Annotated in this window: 15 protein-coding genes; 6 read left to right on the top strand and 9 right to left on the bottom strand. The window is 71.6% G+C overall.

The window, feature by feature from the left end:
• Window positions 1-64 precede the first annotated feature (64 nt).
• Window positions 65-478, top strand: coding sequence for an anti-sigma regulatory factor (locus OOJ98_RS20155; RefSeq protein WP_067163834.1), 414 nt, complete (start codon window positions 65-67; stop codon window positions 476-478).
• A gap of 14 nt (window positions 479-492) precedes the next feature.
• Entirely contained in the window at window positions 493-1,425 is a 933-nt protein-coding gene (locus OOJ98_RS20150; protein ID WP_267056321.1) for an RNA polymerase sigma factor SigF, read from the top strand.
• A 24-nt stretch (window positions 1,426-1,449) separates the two neighbouring features.
• Here OOJ98_RS20150 and OOJ98_RS20145 read toward each other — a convergent pair whose 3' ends face one another.
• A complete protein-coding gene (locus OOJ98_RS20145) occupies window positions 1,450-1,884 on the bottom strand; it encodes a hypothetical protein (RefSeq protein WP_267056320.1) in 435 nt (144 codons plus the stop codon).
• Between the two features lie 95 nt (window positions 1,885-1,979).
• Between OOJ98_RS20145 and OOJ98_RS20140 the strand changes: the two genes are divergently transcribed.
• Together OOJ98_RS20140 and OOJ98_RS20135 are read left to right on the top strand one after the other, a co-directional pair.
• On the top strand, window positions 1,980-2,945 hold the full coding sequence (locus OOJ98_RS20140) for a diacylglycerol kinase family protein (RefSeq protein WP_267056319.1): 966 nt from the start codon (window positions 1,980-1,982) through the stop codon (window positions 2,943-2,945).
• 321 nt (window positions 2,946-3,266) lie between these two features.
• A complete protein-coding gene (locus OOJ98_RS20135) occupies window positions 3,267-3,524 on the top strand; it encodes a WhiB family transcriptional regulator (protein WP_004937597.1) in 258 nt (85 codons plus the stop codon).
• A gap of 218 nt (window positions 3,525-3,742) precedes the next feature.
• On the opposite strand, the gene OOJ98_RS20130 is transcribed toward OOJ98_RS20135, so the two are convergent.
• A complete protein-coding gene (locus tag OOJ98_RS20130) occupies window positions 3,743-5,209 on the bottom strand; it encodes a sensor histidine kinase (RefSeq protein ID WP_267057038.1) in 1,467 nt (488 codons plus the stop codon).
• Window positions 5,210-5,512: 303 nt separating this feature from the next.
• Window positions 5,513-6,124 (bottom strand): TetR/AcrR family transcriptional regulator, encoded by a 612-nt coding sequence (locus OOJ98_RS20125; protein WP_267056318.1) that lies wholly within the window; start codon window positions 6,122-6,124, stop codon window positions 5,513-5,515.
• A 103-nt stretch (window positions 6,125-6,227) separates the two neighbouring features.
• Here OOJ98_RS20125 and OOJ98_RS20120 point away from each other — a divergent pair, with 103 nt between their 5' ends.
• Window positions 6,228-6,980 (top strand): SDR family oxidoreductase, encoded by a 753-nt coding sequence (locus tag OOJ98_RS20120; RefSeq protein WP_267056317.1) that lies wholly within the window; start codon window positions 6,228-6,230, stop codon window positions 6,978-6,980.
• Between the two features lie 805 nt (window positions 6,981-7,785).
• Window positions 7,786-8,571, top strand: coding sequence for a glucosamine-6-phosphate deaminase (gene nagB / locus OOJ98_RS20115; RefSeq protein ID WP_267056316.1), 786 nt, complete (start codon window positions 7,786-7,788; stop codon window positions 8,569-8,571).
• 624 nt (window positions 8,572-9,195) lie between these two features.
• Here nagB and OOJ98_RS20110 read toward each other — a convergent pair.
• The 6 genes from OOJ98_RS20110 to OOJ98_RS20085 all read right to left on the bottom strand — a co-directional run bounded on the left by OOJ98_RS20110 (window position 9,196) and on the right by OOJ98_RS20085 (window position 16,710).
• Window positions 9,196-10,365: an MFS transporter gene (locus OOJ98_RS20110; protein WP_267056315.1), complete on the bottom strand. Its 1,170-nt coding sequence runs from the start codon at window positions 10,363-10,365 to the stop codon at window positions 9,196-9,198.
• Between the two features lie 6 nt (window positions 10,366-10,371).
• Window positions 10,372-10,911, bottom strand: a complete 540-nt coding sequence (locus OOJ98_RS20105; RefSeq protein ID WP_267056314.1) for a GNAT family N-acetyltransferase — start codon at window positions 10,909-10,911, stop codon at window positions 10,372-10,374.
• Window positions 10,908-12,077: a type III PLP-dependent enzyme gene (locus OOJ98_RS20100; RefSeq protein WP_267056313.1), complete on the bottom strand. Its 1,170-nt coding sequence runs from the start codon at window positions 12,075-12,077 to the stop codon at window positions 10,908-10,910. The genes OOJ98_RS20105 and OOJ98_RS20100 overlap by 4 nt, the downstream gene beginning before the upstream one ends.
• Complete coding sequence (locus OOJ98_RS20095) at window positions 12,070-13,389, bottom strand: DUF6271 family protein (RefSeq protein ID WP_267056312.1); 1,320 nt, start codon at window positions 13,387-13,389, stop codon at window positions 12,070-12,072. Before OOJ98_RS20095 ends, OOJ98_RS20100 begins: the two co-directional genes overlap by 8 nt.
• A complete protein-coding gene (locus tag OOJ98_RS20090; protein ID WP_267056311.1) occupies window positions 13,371-14,441 on the bottom strand; it encodes a phytanoyl-CoA dioxygenase family protein in 1,071 nt (356 codons plus the stop codon). Before OOJ98_RS20090 ends, OOJ98_RS20095 begins: the two co-directional genes overlap by 19 nt.
• A gap of 751 nt (window positions 14,442-15,192) precedes the next feature.
• Window positions 15,193-16,710 (bottom strand): glycoside hydrolase family 3 protein, encoded by a 1,518-nt coding sequence (locus OOJ98_RS20085; RefSeq protein ID WP_267056310.1) that lies wholly within the window; start codon window positions 16,708-16,710, stop codon window positions 15,193-15,195.
• Between the last annotated feature and the right edge of the window lie 6 nt (window positions 16,711-16,716).

Here is a 16,716-nt window from a genome sequence, read left to right as displayed (position 1 = left end):
CACGGCCCCGGGACTTCTCCCCTCCCCGGGCCCCGACAGAGCTTGTGCCACCTTGGAGGTGAGGGTGTCCCAGATCGCAGGCGAGCCCGGGAATCAGGACTTCGTGGAAGTCCGGCTGCCGGCCGCGGGTGCCTACCTGTCAGTGCTGCGTACGGCCACGGCCGGCCTCGCGGCACGTTTGGACTTCACCCTCGACGAGATCGAGGATCTGCGCATCGCGGTCGACGAGGCCTGCGCGATCCTGCTCCAGCAGGCCGTACCGGGCTCGGTGCTGAGCTGCGTGTTCCGCCTCGTCGACGATTCACTGGAGGTCACGGTCTCGGCCCCGACCACCGACGGCCGGGCCCCGGAGCGCGACACCTTCGCCTGGACGGTGCTCTCCGCACTCGCCGGCAAGGTCGACTCGTCCGTGGCCGACGACCGTACGGTCTCCATCAGCCTGTACAAACAGCGCGGCGCGGGACCCGGACCGGCGTGAGCGGGGAGGGCCCGGTGCGGGACGACGAGCGCATTCCCGGCGTGCCGCACTCCGCGGACATCCCGGAGCAGCAGGCCCGGCCGCACCCGGTGGACAGCCCTGTGGACGGCCCAGATGGCCTTTTGTACGCGGCGGAGCAGGCAGAGCGGGCGGCCTTTATGAGCGAGCACACCGAGCACAGGCACCACGATCCACACGATCGCAGCGGGGCGCGGGCGATGTTCATCGAGCTGCGCAAGCTGCCCGAGGGCTCGCCGGAGAAGGCCGAGCTGCGCAACCGGCTGGTACGGATGCACCTGCCGCTGGTCGAGCACCTGGCGCGGCGCTTCCGCAACCGGGGCGAGCCGCTCGACGATCTGACGCAGGTCGCCACGATCGGTCTGATCAAGTCGGTGGACCGCTTCGACCCCGAGCGGGGCGTGGAGTTCTCGACGTACGCGACGCCGACGGTCGTCGGTGAGATCAAGCGGCACTTCCGCGACAAGGGCTGGGCGGTGCGGGTGCCGCGCCGGCTCCAGGAGCTGCGGCTCGCGCTGACGACGGCGACCGCGGAGCTCTCGCAGCAGCACGGCCGTTCGCCGACGGTGCACGAACTGGCCGAGCGGCTCGGCATCTCCGAGGAGGAGGTCCTGGAGGGACTGGAGTCGGCGAACGCCTACTCCACGCTCTCGCTCGACGTGCCGGACACGGACGACGAGTCGCCGGCGGTGGCGGACACCCTTGGCGCCGAGGACGAGGCGCTCGAAGGCGTCGAGTACCGCGAGTCGCTCAAGCCGCTCCTCGAAGACCTGCCGCCGCGCGAGAAGCGGATCCTGCTGCTGCGCTTCTTCGGCAACATGACGCAGTCGCAGATCGCGCAGGAGGTCGGCATCTCGCAGATGCACGTCTCGCGGCTGCTGGCCCGCACGTTGGCGCAGCTGCGGGAGCGGCTGCTCGTGGAGGAGTAGGCGGACCGTGCGGCCGGTGCGCGGCTACGCGTCGCTCACCGGTCCGCGGATGCCGAGCGCCTCGGTGGTGGCCGGGTTGACCAGGAGCACCAGGGCGGTGACGGCCACCGCGGCGAGGACGATGCCCGCCGGGATCCACGGGGCGCCGTCCGAGCGGAGGAACATCCAGGCGACGGGCAGCGCCATGATGTGGGTGATCATCGAGGGGCCCCGGCTCCAGCGGCGGCGCAGCAGCAGGCCGCGGGCGGCGATCAGCGGGATCAGGCCGAGGACCACGAGGGTCACGCCGCCGGTCTCGGCCTGGGCGGGCCGGTCCGGTTTGCCGGTGAGGCCCATCACGAGCATGAAGAGGCCACCGGCGACCAGGGCGAGCCCTTCGAGCGCGGAGAGCGCGGCCGCGGCGGTCAGCCGGCCGGGGCGCGGTCCTGCGGGGGCTTCGGGGGTCTGCTCAGTACTCACCCGGCCAGGGTAGCCCGCACGACGGGGCCCGCCCCGGGGCGGGCGGTCCCGGCCCAGGTGCGCCCCGGTACCCCCCGGTAGGTAGTCTGGCGCCCATGCGTGCACTTCTCGTGGTCAACCCGGCGGCTACCACCACCAGTGCGCGCACGCGTGACGTCCTGCTCCACGCCCTGGCCAGCGAGATGAAGCTGGAGGCGGTGACCACCGAGTACCGGGGGCACGCCAAGGACCTCGGGCGGCGGGCCGCCGAGAGCAGTGACATCGATCTCGTGGTGGCGCTCGGCGGTGACGGTACGGTCAACGAGGTCGTGAACGGCCTGCTGCACAACGGCCCCAGCCCCGAACTCCCGGAATTCGCGGTGGTCCCCGGCGGCTCGACCAATGTGTTCGCGCGCGCGCTCGGCCTCCCCAATGACGCTGTGGAGTCGACCGGTGTCATTCTGGACGCGCTCCGCGAGAAGCGGAGCCGGACGGTGAGCCTCGGTCTCGCCTCCGGGGTGCCGGGCAGCATCGACGAGGGCGTTCCCGAACGCTGGTTCACTTTCTGTGCCGGGTTCGGATTCGACGCGGGCGTGGTGGGCCGGGTCGAACAGCAGCGGGAGCGCGGAAAGCGCTCGACGCACGCCCTCTATTTGCGCCAGGTGGCGCGTCAGTTCTTCGGCGAGTCCCACCGCAGACACGGCCAGATCACGCTGGAGCGGCCGGACGGAGAGACGGTCGAGGACCTCGTCCTGTCGATAGTCTGCAACACCTCCCCCTACACCTACCTGGGCAATCGTCCGCTGTACGCGTCTCCGGACGCCTCCTTCGACGCGGCCCTGGACGTCCTGGCGCTGACCCGGATGACCACTCCGTCGGCGACGCGATACGCGACCCAGCTGCTCACTTCCACGCCGGATCGCGGTCCGCACGGCAAGCACGCCGTATCACTGCACGACTTGACGGACTTCACCTTGCATTCCAAGGCCCCGCTCCCGTTCCAGATGGACGGTGACCACCTGGGCCTGCGTACTAGCGTCGCGTTCACAGGCGTACGCCGTGCACTGCGTGTGATTGTGTGAGTGGAAGGGCCCAAAGTCCTTTCACTCGAACGTTTAGGCTGGCATCCACCCCATGGAAGTACGACTGTGACCCAGTCGACACCGAGGAATCCAAAAAAACTTTCCTGAAGGGGTTGTATCCGCCGCCGAGGTTTGCGAATCTCTACATGGCGATCGGGACGGCCCGCAACACCGGCCTCCACTGAAAGCCAGAACCCCTCCTCAAAACCAGGACCACCACCAGTCCAACTGGAAGATGGCCCTTCCCTTGTTGAGGGATTCGTGAAAGCGTTCACATTCACAAGCACCCCCCTGCACGTAACACCAAGAGAGGTAGCAGCCATGGACTGGCGTCACAACGCCGTTTGTCGTGAGGAAGACCCCGAGCTGTTCTTCCCCATCGGCAACACCGGTCCTGCGCTGCTGCAGATCGAGGAAGCCAAGGCCGTCTGCCGCCGCTGCCCCGTCATGGAGCAGTGCCTGCAGTGGGCGCTCGAGTCCGGCCAGGACTCCGGCGTCTGGGGTGGCCTCAGCGAGGACGAGCGCCGCGCGATGAAGCGCCGTGCCGCTCGCAACCGGGCGCGCAACGCGACCGCCTGAGCCCCCACTTACTGCCTTAGCCCGGCGCGGCGCGTACAGAGCGTACGCACTCACCGCCCCCCGAGCCGCAGCGCGCAGAGTTAAACAAACCCACAGCATTCGAGCCCCGAACCGTGTTGCACGGTTCGGGGCTCGCTGCTGTGCATGCCGACGCGGGGCGAGGCGGGTCCGGTCGGCCGTGAAGGAAGCCGCGTACGCCGGTGAAACTCGGGTACGCGTTACTTCTCGGGGCCCACCGGGATGTCGAGCACGACCTTCGTGCCGCGCTCGGGCGCCGGCACCATGTCGAAGCTTCCGCCCAACTCGCCCTCGACCAGGGTCCGTACGATCTGGAGGCCCAGGTTTCCCGTGCGCTTCGCGTCGAATCCCTCGGGCAGCCCCCGGCCGTCGTCCCGCACGGTGATCAGCAGCCGGGGATCCTCGCGGGTGCCGCCGCGCAGGGCCGCGACCTCGACCGAGCCCTGGTCCCCGGGGACGAAGGCGTGCTCCAGGGCGTTCTGGAGCACCTCGGTCAGGACCATGGAGAGCGGGGTGGCGACCTCGGCGTCGAGTATCCCGAAGCGGCCGGTGCGACGGCAGTCGATCTTGCCGGGGGAGATCTCGGCGACCATGGCGAGCACCCGGTCGGCGATCTCGTCGAATTGGACGCGCTCGTCCAGATTCTGGGACAGCGTCTCGTGCACGATCGCGATCGAACCGACGCGCCTGACCGCCTCGTTGAGCGCCTCGCGGCCCTGGTCGGAGTCCATCCGGCGGGACTGGAGGCGCAACAGGGCCGCCACCGTCTGGAGGTTGTTCTTCACCCGGTGGTGGATCTCCCGGATGGTGGCGTCCTTGGTGATCAACTCCCGCTCGCGGCGGCGCAGTTCGGTCACGTCGCGCAGCAGGACGAGCGAGCCGATGCGCGTCCCCTTCGGCTTGAGCGGGATGGCGCGCAGCTGGATGACTCCGTCGTTGCCCTCGACCTCGGCCTCGCGGGGCGCGTAGCCGCTGGCGAGCTTGGCGATTGACTCGTCCACCGGGCCGCGCGACGGCGCGAGGTCGGCGGTGAGCTGGCCCAGGTGCTGGCCGACGAGGTCGGAGGCGAGGCCGAGCCGGTGGTAGGCGGAGAGCGCGTTGGGCGAGGCGTACTGGACGATGCCGTCCGCGTCGAGCCTGATCAGACCGTCACCGGCGCGCGGCGAGGCGTCCATGTCGACCTGCTGGCCGGGGAACGGGAAGGACCCGGCGGCGATCATCTGCGCGAGGTCGGACGCGGACTGGAGATAGGTCAGTTCGAGCCGCGAGGGTGTACGGACAGTGAGCAGGTTGGTGTTCCGCGCGATGACGCCGAGGACCCGCCCTTCCCGGCGCACCGGGATCGACTCGACGCGTACCGGGACCTCCTCGCGCCACTCCGGGTCTCCCTCGCGCACGATGCGGCCCTCGTCGAGCGCGGCATCGAGCAGCGGGCGCCGGCCGCGCGGGACGAGGTGGCCGACCATGTCGTCCTGGTAGGAGGTGGGGCCGGTGTTGGGCCGCATCTGCGCGACCGACACGTAGCGGGTGCCGTCCAGGGTGGGCACCCACAGGACGAGGTCGGCGAAGGAGAGGTCGGAGAGCAGCTGCCACTCCGAGACCAGCAGATGGAGCCACTCGAGGTCGGACTCACTCAGAGCGGTGTGCTGGCGTACGAGGTCGTTCATGGAGGGCACGGTGCGAGCGTACCCGCGTCCACCGGCGGAAATGACTGCGGGCCGCGGCGCCGGGACGGGACCCTCGACCCGTCCGGGCACCGCAGCCCGGTTGCCGGCCGACGGGTGTGCGGTCCCCCCGGCCTTCAAAGAGAGGTCACGGCGCGGTCAGGGCAGAGAGCGCCGGGGCCTCGGTTCCGCCCGCCTGTGCGGGGTGGGCGGAAGTCTGTTGTGCTCATTGTGGACTAGACCATTCTGCCATGTCCATCCATGTGCACGACGCAATATTCCGTGCCCACACCCGGGACGCAACCCTCAGCGGGACGGCGTCGGCTCCTCGGGCCAGACCGCCATGGCCGTCTCGGCGACTGCTTCGAGATCGACACGGGTGGCCCCGTCGCGGGCCTGTTGGGACATGCCCTGGAAGACCGTGGCGACGAACCTGGCGAGCGCGGCGGCGTCGGTGGAGCCGGGCAGGCGGTGCGCCGCCGTGTCGGCGGCGATCCGGCTCTCGATCGCGTCGAGGCCGGCGGTGCGCTGATCGCGCAGGGCGGCGCTGACGGCTTCGGTGGTGCAGTTGGCTGCGGCGCCGATCACCAAGCAGCCATAGGGGTGCGCCGGGTCGGTGAACTCGGCGGCGGCCTCGCGCAGCAGGCGGGCGACGGCCTCGCGCGCGGTCGGCTCCTCGGTGAGCGCTCGCGTCGCGAAGGCCCCGTGGGTCGCCTGATATCCGCGGACCACCTCCTCGAAGAGGGTCTGCTTGTCGCCGAAGGCCGCGTACAGGCTGGGCGCGCCGATGCCCATGACCCGGGTCAGGTCGGCGACGGACGTCACCTCGTAACCCCTCCGCCAGAACTCCATCGTGGCCTGCTCAAGAGCCGTGTCCCGGTCGAACGAGCGAGGCCGCCCGCGCTGCTTCGTCGCCATGCCGCCCATCCTACCCCACTTCTGTAGCGCTCACTAAAGAATGTGTTACGTTTCTTTCCGTAGCGACCGCTACATAATGCATCGGGGTGGAAGGGGCGCGGCCATGGGCTCGCTCGACGGAAAGACGGCGCTGGTCACGGGCGCAAGCAGGGGCATCGGCCGGGGCATCGCCGAGCGGCTCGGCCGGGACGGGGCGCGGGTGGGCGTGCACTACGCCACGAACGAGGTGGCGGCGAAGGAGACGGTCGCGGCCATCGAGGCGGCGGGCGGCTCGGCGTTCGCCATCGGGCAGGAACTGGGGGTCCCGGGGGACGCGGCGGGGCTGTGGGAGGCCTTCGACCGGCAGGCCGACGGGGTCGACATCCTGGTCAACAACGCGGGCATCGGGTGGCCGGTGCCGTTCGGGGAGGTCTCCGAGGAGACGTACGACCGGTTCTTCGCGGTCAACACCAAGGCGCCGTTCTTCGTGACGCAGCAGGGTCTGAGCCGGCTGCGCGAGGGCGGCCGCGTCGTCAACGTCTCCAGCGGGCTCGCGCGCGCGGCGATGATGCCGCAGACCCTTACGTACTCCATGACCAAGGGCGCGCTCGACGTGCTCACCCGGAACCTGTCCAAGCTCCTCGGGCCGCGCGGAATCACGGTCAACTCGGTGGCGCCCGGGGTCGTCGACACGGACATCAACGCGGACTGGCTGCGCGCCGACGACCGGGCACGGGCGGCGACGGCCGCGATGTCCCCCCTGGGCCGGGTCGGCGAGCCGTCCGACATCGCGGACGTGGTGGCGTTCCTCGCCTCGGACGACGCGCGCTGGATCACGGGGCAGTGGCTCGACACGACGGGCGGAGCGATCGCCTAGGGCGGCGGGCGGCGAGGTCGATCCGTGCGGGGCGACCTTCCGGCACCGGGGGCTTCCGGCACCGGGGGTGGTCCCGATACCGGGGGCCCCTCCGGTGCCGGGGGTGGTCCCGATGCCGGGGGCCTCTCGGTGCCGGGGGCTTCCGATGCCGGGGCCTCTACGACCGGGGGCCCTTCGATGCCAGGGCCTCTACGACCGGGGCCCCTCCGGTGCCGGGGCCTCTGCGCGGCGGTAGGCCTTCCGTAGCGGGGGGCCTTCCGTGGTGGATGCCCGGCTGGCACCAGGTGGCCTTCCCGCGCGGGGCGTCCTTTCGATGCCGGGGCCTCTCCGTGGCGGTAGGCCTTCCGTAGCGGACTGGGCTGCTGGAGCCTAGGGGTTCCCGGGCGGGACCGCCTTCCGGCGCCGGGCGCTTCCCGTGCCCGGCGCCATCCCGACGCTGGGGGCCTCTCCGGTGCCGGGGGCCTCGCCGTGCCGGGGCCTCGCCGTGGCGGGGGCCTTCCGTTGTGGGGCCTTCCTTGGTTGGTGGTCTGCTGGCTCCGGGGGGTTTCGGGGGGTGGCCGCGGGTGCCGGGGGGGGGCTCCCGTGCAGAGTGCTTTCCCCTGCGCGGGAGCTCCCCGTGCCCGGAAGAGCGAGGGGCGGGGTCCTCTGGTGTGTCTCCTAATGGGTGTCTCCGTATGCGTTCCCGTAACCCGGGCGGTTGACCATGGGAGGGGGCCGGGACGGCCCGGCGAGCGGGGCGTCACTCTGCTAGATTGGTCTATACCACGTCCGTTGTAGTTTCACGTCTCCAGATCGGCAGGCCCTCGTGGAAGTTGTCATCGTCCCGGACGCCAAGGCAGGCGGCGAGCTCATCGCGGAGTCGATCGCCGCCCTCTGGCGTCGCAAGCCCGACGCGCTGCTCGGCGTGGCCACCGGATCGACCCCGATCCCGATCTACGACGCGCTGACCGCCAAGGTCTCCGCCGGTGACGTGGATGTCTCGCAGGCCCGTGTCTGCCAGCTCGACGAGTACGTCGGACTGCCCGCCGGGCACCCCGAGTCCTACCGGGCCACGGTGATCCGCCAGGTGGTCGAGCCGCTCGGGCTCGGCGCCGACTCCTTCATCGGTCCCGACGGCTCCGCCGAGGACGTCCAGGCGGCGTGCGAGGCGTACGACCTCGCGCTCGCCTCCGCGGGCGGGGTCGACCTCCAGATCCTGGGCATCGGCACCGACGGGCACATCGGGTTCAACGAGCCCTGCTCCTCCATCGCCTCCCGCACCCGGATCAAGACGCTGACCGAGCAGACCCGGGTCGACAACGCGCGCTTCTTCGACGACGACATCGACCAGGTGCCGCACCACGTGATCACGCAGGGCATCGGCACGATCCTGGAGGCCCGGCACCTGGTGCTGCTCGCGACGGGTGAGGGCAAGGCGGAGGCGGTGGCCCAGACCGTGGAGGGGCCGGTGGCCGCGGTGGTGCCGGCGTCGGCGCTTCAGCTGCACCGGCACGCGACGGTCGTCGTGGACGAGGCGGCGGCGTCGAAGCTGAAGCTTGCGCCCTACTTCCGGCACACGTTCGCCAACAAGCCGGTGTGGCAGGGGCTTTAGCGCGCGGCGGGTGTGAGGGTGTGGGGGTGCGCTCTGCGCAGTTCCCCGCGCCCCTTGCGGTGCCGGGTTGTGCGTCGGGCGCGTGCGTTCGGCTGCGGGTGGGGGTGACGGGTGGGGTGCTCGCTCAGCTCCCCGCCGCCCCAGCACACCGCGCTGCGCGCGGGGGTCGTCGGTCAGGTGCGGGGCGTCGCTGGTTGCTCGCGCAGTTCCCCGCGCCCCCAAAGCGCCCTGCCCGCACGGGCTCGTCCATGACCTGCGGGCCACAAGACCGCGCTCCGCGCGGAGGCTGTCCGTCGGCCTCAGGCCGTCCCTGGCTGATCGCGCAGTTCCCCGCGCCCCTTCAGGGCGCTGCCACCCGGCCCCATGGTGCGCATCTGCACAACATCGCCCGCCCCCAGCCCCGCCAGGGGCGCGGGGAACTGCGCGAGCAACCCACCACGGCCCACAGGCAACACCGGACCCATAGGGGCGCGGGGAACTGCGCGCACCCCGACCGCTGCGGGCCGGGGCGCGACGGCGCTGCCCCGGCCGGGCAGCCACCCGCCGCAGGCCGGGGTGCAACCCCATGACGAGCCACCCGCCGCAGGCCGGAACGCCAACCCCGCCGAGCCGCCCGCCGAAGGGCTACGCCTCTGTCAGCGCCGGGAAGCGGATCTGGGTCGCGCACAGGGAGACCACCAGGGCCGATGCCGCCACCGCCCCCATCCCCCACGCCAGACTCGACCCGTTCGCGATGAACCCGATCACCGCCGGCCCCGCCAGCAACCCCGTCGTGCCCAGCGCCGCGACCAGCGCCAGCGCGTCCGGGCCCTGGCGGGCGGCGGCCACGTACACGCAGGGTGTCACCGCCGCGATGCCGAGCCCCACGCAGGCGAACCCGATCAGCGCCGGCACCACTCCCCCGGCGAGCAGGGCGAGCGCGAGACCCGTTCCGGCCAGCGCGCTGCCCGCCCGCACGATGCGGTCGTCGCCCCACTTCGTGCGCCACCCGTCCGCGAAGATCCGGGCGAGCACCATCATCACCGAGACGACCGCGATGCCCAGCGGGGCCAGCTCCGCCGCCGCGCCCGCGGTGTCCTTCAGGTAGAGCGCCGACCAGTCGTTCATGGCGCCCTCGGTCACCGTGCCGAACGCCATCGCCAGGCCCATCCAGATCGTCACCCGGGTGGGGAGCGTGAGGCCGCGCCGCTTCGGTGCGGCGGGCTCGTCCTGCCGGTCGGGCTCGGGAGCCTCCGACAGCAGGCCTCCGCGCGCGCCGAGCACCAGCAGCACGACCAGCACCGTCGCCGTGGCGAAATGCGCCGGCAGGGCCGAGGACAGCGAGGTCACGCCGGACGCGAGCAGCGCCGCGAACAGCGACCCCGCGCTGAACGTGGCGTGCATGCGGGCCATCGTCGTCCGCCGGTACTTCACCTCAAGGGCCGCCGCCTGCGCGTTCATCGCGACGTTCAGACAGCCCACCGCGACCCCGTCGCAGAAGACGATGAGCAGCGTGACCGGGTAGTCCGGCGTGACCGAGAGCGCGAGGAGGACCGCGCCGAGGCCCAGCGCGGAGAGGATCGCCAGGCGCCGGGAGCCCAGCCGTCTGGTCAGGATCGCCACCAGCGGGAAGGAGACCGCCGCGCCGGCCCCGCAGACCATGAGGAGCAGCCCCAGCTCCGCCTCGGACAGGTCGAGCCTCGTCTTCAGCGCGGGGATCCGCGAGACCCATGTGGCGTACTGGAAGCCGAGACAACAGAACAGGGCCGCGATCGCCACTTGGGATCTGCGGTACGCGTCGAAGGCGCCGGACATACGGATTTAGCCTACTTCCATGGACATGTACACCGCGTTCGCGCCGTAGCTCGACGGCAGTTCGACCTCGGGATGGGGGCGGTAGCCCAGCGGCGCCCAGACGACGTGGGCTCCTCTGACGGCCACCATGGAGATGCTCCGGAACCCCAACTCCCGGGCCGTGGTGAGGAGATGGGTCAGCAGGTGGGGACCGAGGCCCCGGCCGCGCAGGTGCTCGGCGATCACCAGGTCGTGCGCGTGCAGATTGCGGGAGGCCGCCGAAGCGGGTGCCGCCTCGGCACTGCTGAGGTCCGGGCTGGTGAACGCCGGGTACGGCAGCGCGAGGAGGTAGCCGCCGACGCGCCCCTCGTGCTCGATCACGAAGCACGTGCCGTGCGCGTGGCGGGACGTGAGGGCCGCCCGGCCCTCGGACAGGCCGTCCTCGGTGTACGCGGCCGCTTCGAGGGCCACGATCGCGTCCCAGTCGTCCTCGGCCAGCGGGCGGATGACGACGTCCGCCGCGAGCGGGGCCCGGGGCGGCGGCGCGGTCACCGGGTGGGATGTCACTGCGAACCTCCGATGCAGGTGTACGGCAGCGGGTCGAAGCCGTTGAAACCCTGGGTGGTGTAGCCGACGGCGTAGGCGCCGCAGGAGTGGATCCAGACGGGGTCGCCGGACGAGGCCGCCGCGGGGACCCGCACCAGGCCGGCCTCGTGGTCGAACGCGTCGTCGCTGTCGCAGGTGGGTCCGGCCACGACCGCCGGAACATGGTCGCCCCCGGCGTGGCCGGGGAACTCCAGGGGGTACTGCAACGCGTCCATCTCGTACAGGCCGTTGAACTTGCCGCAGGTCAGGTAGAGCCAGTGCCGGTGCTCGTCGGCCCCGCTCCGGGTGGTGAGCCGGGCCACCCGGGCCCGGATGGCGCCGTGGTCGGCGACGAGGTGACGCCCGGGTTCCATGAGGAACTCCACGGGCGACGGCGACTCGGCGGCGAGCCGCTCCATGCCCTCCCGCAGCACGGCGAAGATCTTGTCCATCGGCGGATCGAGGGGCCGGCCCGCCTTGTCGAGGCAGCCGAGGGCGGGCAGGCCGCCGCCGAGGTTGATCCGGTCGAGGAGGATGCCGCGGCCGGCGAGGACCACGACCAGGTCGGTCAGGTCGTCGAGCGCGTCGCGCCAGGCCTCCGCCGTCATCTGCTGCGAGCCGACGTGCACGGAGAGACCGGACGGGACGAGTCCCGCGTCGCGGGCCACCTCCAGGACGCGGACCGCGTCGTCGGCCGAGCACCCGAACTTCTGGCTCAGGCCCCACAGCGCGCCCTCGCCGCTGGTGGCGAGGCGGCAGAACACCCGCGATCCGGGTGCGTGCCGGGCGATCGCGGCGACGTCCTCGACGCTGTCGGTCGCGAAGTCGCGCACCCCCATGCGGTACGCGTCGGCGATGTTCTCGTCGGACTTGATGGTGTTGCCGTAGTGGATCCGGTCGAGCGGCACCCCCGTCCTGAGGGCCTGCTCGATCTCGTTGGGTCCGGCCGCGTCGAAGCCCGCGCCCTGCCGGGCGAGGCAGGCGAGCACCTCGTCCACGGGGCACGCCTTCATGGCGAAGCGGACGGCGACGCCGGGCAGTTCGCGCAGGAGCGCCGCGTACTGGCCCTCGATGCCGTCGAGGTCGAAGAAGATCCGGTCGTCGGTCGCGGCCGCGAGGGCCGTCCGGATGGCCGTGCTCTCACGCATCGTCGACACCCCGGACCGGACGTTCGGACCTGCTGGCCGCCACCAGCGGCCCCCAGGCCTCGATGAGCAGCGCGAAGTCCTCGGTGTCGGCCTGCGCCTCGTCGAGCAGACGCTCACGCATCGGCAGCAGGTGGTCGGCGAACTCCGCGTATCTGCCGCCCAGTCGGCGATAGCAGCGGTCGACGACGTCGAGCCTGCGGACGTTCTCGGAGCGGTCCGTGTACGCGCTCTTCGCGACGAGGTCGGCGATCGTGGCGACGCGTATGTGGTGGTGCTCGTCGAGCAGCGCCCCGCGGGCCTCCTCCATCGCCGTGTAGACGGGGTAGAGGTAGAGCATCGACAGGAGGAACTTGGTGAACCGCAGCTGGTAGGCGGTGAATCCGGGGCCGGTCCGCCGCTCGGGGGTGTAGTAGTTCACGATGTTCCGGTTGTGCACCACGCCGGGCAGCGTCGCGTCGCGCACCAGGTGCAGCAGGAAGTAGTCGCTGCCTATGGTGTTGGTGGCGGGCGGCAGCGGCACCCGTTCGTAGACCTCGTGGTCGAGGCCGATGTTGCACATGTCGATGCGCCAGATGTCGGGGGTGCCCAGCGTCGACTCGTCGTGCGTGAAGGGATCGGTGCCGGCCCCGACGAACGAGTCGTCGACCAGCTCGCGGCGCTCCTCGGGCGAGGTGCCCGCCTCGGCCCACAGGCCGACCACCTCGTAGTAGATCTCCGGCTCGAGGTCGCGTATCTCCCCGATGTCGACGGACAGTTCGCCGACGAAGGAGCTGCCGACCATCGCGACCGGCTTGTAGACGTCGGCCGGGTCGAGCCGGGTCCGGGTGACGCCGGGCAGGGCGTCGACGGCGCGCTTCCCGAGCGAGAGCAGCTCGTGGTGGAGGGGGTGGACGGGTTCGCCGTCGAGGATCTGGTAACTGCTGTCGGAGTCCCTGCGGTGCACCGAGTCGCAGCCCAGGGCGCTCGCGATCAGGAAGGCGCGGTTGGTGCAGGCTCCGTACGACACGTCGGCGGGCAGCATGAGGTCGAGCACCAGGTCGGGTTTGGTGAGGCCGGCGCGCTCGATGACCCGCTGGAGGAAGTCGCGCTGCCGCGCCTCGTCGAGGTGATGCACGACGACCCCGGCGGGCGATGCCAACTCCCGTACGGTACGCGCGTGTTCGGCTCTGCTCGCCTCGTCGGAGGAGTCCAGGACGAGCAGGTGCACCTCGACATCGAAGTGGGTGACGGCGTGGGCCGCCTCCTCGTGGACCGCGGCGATCGTGGCCGCGCAGGCCCGGTTGGTGGGCAGCGTCAGGCAGATGCGTCGCACGCGGGCTCCTCGGTCGGGGTCTGGGGCCCGGCGGTCGCCCACGATTCGAGGCCGAGCAGCTTGGCGCCGAGGTCGGTGAGGGTGGCGGTCGGGTAACGGAGGGACTCGTGCCGCCGGGCGTCGCCGACGAGCGTCTTGTTCCAGTCCGGGGTGCTGAGGCTGCGCCAGGACTCCACGCGCGACTTGCGCACCTCCTGGTCCGATTCGAGTGCGGGCATCATCGAGAGGTACTGGACGGCTCGGACACCGTTGTCGGAGGTGTTGCGGGCGACGCCGTGCGCGAGCAGCCCGTTCCAGATCAGCAGGTCACCGGCCTTGAGCTCGGGCCGTACGACGGGGAACTCGGCGCGGTCGGTGCCCGGCCTGATCGGGTCGCGGTCGGCGGGCTGTGCGACCTTCCACTCGTCGAACCGGCGGAACAGCTCGGGCGAGCACTGGAACCCGCCGTGGTCGTCCTGGGTGTCGTTGAGCGCGATGATGCCCTGGACGCGCTGCGGCAGCACACCGAGCGTGGTGTCGACGTCCCAGTGCAGCTCGATGTCGAAGCCGGTGTCGGTGGGCTCGATGTGCGCGCGGTCGCGGTCCTTGACGTTGGGCGGGTTCAGGTTGAGCCGGTCGAGGGTGACCCACAGCTCCTCGCAGTCCCACACGTCGGCGAACGCGTCGTACACCCGCTGCGTCTGGCGGCTGTCCCACAGGAGCTGGTGGTGGTAGGCCTCGACGAACCCGTAGACGTGCAGGTGCTGTTCGAGCTCGGTGGCGAACTCGCGGTCCTCGGAGTACCAGGTCTCGGGGCGCTCGGGGTCGAGGCCCTGGAAGTCCCAGGTGAAGTCGAGGAGGCGCCGGGCGGCGGCGGCCGGTATCGCCTCCTTCACGACGACGTAGCCGTACGTCTGCCAGAACGCGAAGTCCTCCTCGGACAGCACGCGCAGCGGGCGCTCCTTCTCGATGTCGCGCAGCGGGGTGCGGGCGAGGTAGGTCTCGCCGCCGTCGGAGCTGAAGTAGGGACGGCCGGATGCGGCTCGGTAGAGGTATCGGTCGGGTGCCGTCATGCGATCACTCCAGGGGTCGGATGGTCGGTGGCTGAGGATCCCCGGCGCGGGGATACGGGCTCGGGCGCCGGCTCGGGCGTGGGCGCGGGCGTCCTGAGTACGGGATCGGCGGGATGCGGCGGCCGGGCGGTCTCGGCCGACGGCCGGATGACGACACGGTCGGCGGCGGAGCGCTGGGCGGGGTGCGTGCGCCGGGGGTGCGGGGTGCCCCGGGCGCGGTCCTCGCCCCGGCCGGCGAGCCATCGGCCGATCGGGCATTGCGAGGGCAAATCAACCTGGGCAAAAGGGAGTTGGCGGGCTCGGCGCATCGTCGCGCCGGCCGGTCATCCGGCGGAAGGGGGTGGCCTCCACGACGGCAGGGCCGGGGTTGCCACCTCCTCGCGCTCGGTGCCGCTCATGGGTCGAGGGCACCCACACCGATCTTGCCTACCTCCAAGGTGGACTAGACCAACTTCTGGTGTCAAGCCCGAAGTTGGGGCGGTGCGGAGCCCAAAACGGACCGGTTCACGCACCGGACATACGGCAGATACGTACTGTCAAGTAGACCGCGTCAAAACCGAGTTGGCGGCCCTCCTGCGGGCCATCCGGAGGGCCGCACTCCGGTAGCCCGGCACAATTCGGCCCTTGCGTACATCGAAAGTCGGCCCGTTCGTACATCTCCTCCACCGGGCTTCCGCCATACCCGCACATGCAAACGTGGCGGGGTGACGGTCCGCCGACCGTCACCCCGCCACGTGATCCCTGGGAGGGGTCAGACCCCCGCGATGGCCTCCGCCGCCGCCCTGCCGCACACGCGCGCCGCGCCGTGCGTGGCGATGTGCAGCGCGCCGCGCGGAGCCGCCCGCGGCACTCCCATCTCGACCACGACCGTGTCCGGACGGGCCGCGAGGAGCGCGTCGAGGGCCGCCGCCATCCACGGGTGGCGGTGCTCGTCGCGGACGACCGCGACGATCCGGCGCTCGCCGGCCGCCGCCAGCACGTCGGCGGCGGCGCCGTCCGCGCCGTAGGTGCCGCTCTCGGTGCCCGGCAGCAGGGCGCCGAGCTCGGCGCCGATGCTCCACGGCGTCTCGCTGCTCACCGCGATGTTCATGACGGGCGTGAAGGTCGCCACGTACGGGGCGCCCTCCAGCGGACGCCACCCCGGCCCCGCCGTGACGCGGGCGGCGCGGCGCGCGGCCACCAGGCCGATGTCGCTGTCGGTACCGGGCGCGGTCCCCTCCTGCACCGCCGCGCCCGGTCCCGTCCCGGCCCCCCTGGCCCGCTGGGCCCACGCCGCCAGCGCACGGACCCGTGCGGCGGCGTCGGCCAGGCGCTCCTCGGCGAGTTCGCCGTCCCGTACCGCCTGGACCAGCGCGTCACGCAGCCGCAGTACGGTGCCCTCGTCACACAGGCCGCCGCCGACGCACAGCGCGTCGGCGCCCGCCGCGATGGCGAGGACGGAGCCCCGCTCGATGCCGACCGTCCCGGCGATGGCCTGCATCTCCACCGCGTCCGAGACGATCAGCCCGTCGTAGCCGAGCTCCTCGCGCAGCAATCCGGTGAGGATGCGCGGGCTGAGCGTGGCGGGACGGGCGGGGTCGAGCGCGGGAAGAAGGATATGCGCACTCATGACCGACTTGGAACCCGCGGCGATCGCGGCGCGGAAAGGCACCAGCTCACGCTTGTGCAGCGTGTCGAGGTCCACGTCGATGCGGGGCATCGCGTGGTGCGAGTCGACGTTGGTGTCGCCGTGGCCGGGGAAGTGCTTGGTGCAGGCGGCGACGCCCGCGGACTGGAGGCCCTCGATGTAGGCGGCGGTGTGCCGGGCCACGAGGGCGGTGTCCGCCCCGAAGGCCCGTACGCCGATGATCGGGTTGTCCGGGTTGGAGTTCACGTCGGCCGACGGCGCCCAGTTGAGGTTGACGCCGCACTCGGCGAGCCGGCGGCCCAGCTCGCGGGCGACCCCGCGGGTCAGCTCCAGGTCGTCGACGGCGCCGAGCGCCAGGTTGCCGGGGAAGGACGAGCCGGTGCGCACCTCTATACGGGTGACGTCACCGCCCTCCTCGTCGATCGCCACCAGGACGTCGTCCCGCTCGGCCCTCAACTGGGCCGTCAGGGCCGCCACTTGGGGCGCGGTGACGATGTTGCGGCCGAACAGGCCGACGGAGGCGAGGCCTTCGCCGATCCTGCGGAGCAGCCAGTCCGGCGCGGTGGTGCCGACGAACCCGGGCTGGAGCACGGCGAGGGCGTCGCGGGTCAGTGTGTCGGAACCCGTGGTCATAGTCGTCATGGGCGG

This window comes from Streptomyces sp. NBC_00083 (genome assembly GCF_026343295.1).
In the GTDB taxonomy this organism is placed as follows: Bacteria; Actinomycetota; Actinomycetes; order Streptomycetales; family Streptomycetaceae; genus Streptomyces.
The sequence above is the reverse complement of the archived record's forward strand: the minus strand, read 5'-3'. Positions and strand labels throughout refer to the sequence as shown.